The following is a 2021-nucleotide window of genomic DNA, read 5'->3' on the forward strand; positions in this document are numbered from 1 at the left end:
CCCGCTCCTTCATAAGCGTCCTCTGCCTCGCTGCTACCTCGACTGGATCAAGGGCTAACGGGCCCTAGAGGCTGTTATGAACCTGCGGCCAGTCGAGCCGCTCGCTTGAGCATGATGCAGGCAAACGCGACGAGGTGAAGGCCGGCAAGGGTGCTGGCGTAGCGCTCATAGTCCTTCACCGAGCGGCGAAAGCGAGTGTGGACGCCTACATGCCCGCCGGCTCAAGACCCTGCGCGGCCTACGAATTCATCTGCCAGGTCTGGGCAAAAGAGCCCAACCGGTTCAGGCTCAAACCGTCACACCACATCCCGGGACCGTACAACTAAAAGTAGCGGCCTTACAAAGCCTGGCTTCAGGCAGGCTAAGGCTTTGTCAGCAGCTGACGCACATTGTCTTAAACAGCGCTTGCGTGCAGGCCCAGTCGGTGACGTTGCCGTTACTGACGCACTCCTCGTCCCATTCCTCCCAGCACTGCTGATCCTCGCCGTCCCCAGCGCAGACTCTACGCCGGTTGTTCTCGGGACAGCCTGGGTCACTCCACGTGGTACGGGCACCAGTGCAACTACCACCTTGGCTGAACGGTGAGCAACCGATGGTAATTGTAACTGAGTTGGAACCGAGATGGGTATTGGTCAACGTGAAATCGGCTTTGTTCCCGCCTTCACCAAACGCATTTTCCCAGAACACGTGCGGCGAATGCTGCCATACATCGTTGTATCCGCCCCAGTAGTAATAGGCATTGTTCGGACAATACAACGCCCAGCCCTTCGTCTCGAAGGTTTTCAGACCGACCGTGACCGACACCTCCTGACAGTTCGGAACAGTATTGCCGTAGGGGTCGACGCATGGGTCACCTGCCTGCCCGCTGCTGGGTAACAGGACCATCAAGCTCGTCAGTACGGCAAAGCCGACGCCAATTCGCAAAAGACTGTCGTTTTTCATTGCGTTTCTCCCTTGCCGCACGTTCAGCTACGTCCTGCAGTTGGGTGATAGCCACGGTGGGTCATGCGGCCTGCCAACTTCGGGATAATGCTTGAGCAGCCAAGGAGCACACGGCTCTCACCTGCTCTGTGGCCGGTCTGCTCGTCCAACCTCACAACAGCGCCGATGTCGCGCCCCTGCTTGTCCTTGATGGAATCGAGTAGCGTCGCATGCATGCCAGGGCTTGTCCTGACGTCCCAGTTCCAGAAATAGGGCCTTCTTGCCGGGCACTGGACACGCGCAATCCGATCGTCGCCTCCGGCGACCGGATTGACATAGAAAATCACTGTCTCGCAGTTCGGCACCCGTTTAGATGTGATGCCGGTGTGACACTGCTCGGTAGGTCCACGTGGCTCCAAGGTCGATGCCTCTGCCACGGAAACTGTGGCTACCAATAGTGCGGTACCAAGTGCCGAGCAGACCGACGTCATGGACACGGTGCCACGCCTGCTCGGCATAGGTACCCACCGCATGGCATTTTCTAGGACCATCATCATTGATAGGCATTTCCACCAGTAAGATCGGCACATCCTGACCTTCGGATGGCGGCTCGTATCGTGCAAATGTATCTACATCAGTCAATAGCATGATCCTCTTACTCTGTCGAAAGCTACGCTGCGACAGTCATGCGATCTATCCCGGGTGGGTATGAATGCTTAGTATTTACGCTTTACACGCGTATTCGTGGTAACCGTACAAAGTTGAGTGCCACTGCGTCTGACCAAGCATGCTCAACTGGTCGAACTAACTCATGCTCGTTGGCGGTGCAGCTCCTGCAAGATCTACAGCCCGGGCGCTCTCACATCACCCTAGAGGACCTCCCGCAGGTGGTTGCAGTGGCGGTCAAGGCGGTTCTTCCTGGAGTGGAGGACGTGCTGGTTAGGCCGGCATTTGATGCGGCCGTATGGCGTGAGGTGCGAGGGCTTCAATACGGTCGGACATAGCGGCAGCGTCACCTGCGTAAAGCCGCAGTGCCTCGCGGACCCAAAGGTTTGAAGCGGCTACAGTTAGCCAATCTAGCTAATAAGCCGCTATTTCCA

At 57.2% G+C, this 2021-nt stretch carries 1 protein-coding gene and 2 pseudogenes; 1 reads left to right on the forward strand and 2 read right to left on the reverse strand.

From position 1 onward, the window contains the following. Positions 1-74 precede the first annotated feature (74 nt). Positions 75-197, reverse strand: a pseudogene (locus tag EQG76_RS30520) (IS5/IS1182 family transposase); the annotation flags it as partial. A 14-nt stretch (positions 198-211) separates the two neighbouring features. On the opposite strand from EQG76_RS30520, the pseudogene EQG76_RS30525 reads away from it, so the two are divergent. Next, a pseudogene (locus tag EQG76_RS30525) lies at positions 212-326 on the forward strand (IS481 family transposase); the annotation flags it as partial. 46 nt (positions 327-372) lie between these two features. On the opposite strand, the gene EQG76_RS30530 reads toward EQG76_RS30525, so the two are convergent. After that, positions 373-942 (reverse strand): hypothetical protein, encoded by a 570-nt coding sequence (locus EQG76_RS30530; protein ID WP_159718993.1) that lies wholly within the window; start codon positions 940-942, stop codon positions 373-375. Between the last annotated feature and the right edge of the window lie 1079 nt (positions 943-2021).

Origin of the sequence: Geminicoccus flavidas, from assembly GCF_009806515.1 — a bacterium.
Lineage (GTDB): Bacteria > Pseudomonadota > Alphaproteobacteria > Geminicoccales > Geminicoccaceae > Geminicoccus > Geminicoccus flavidus.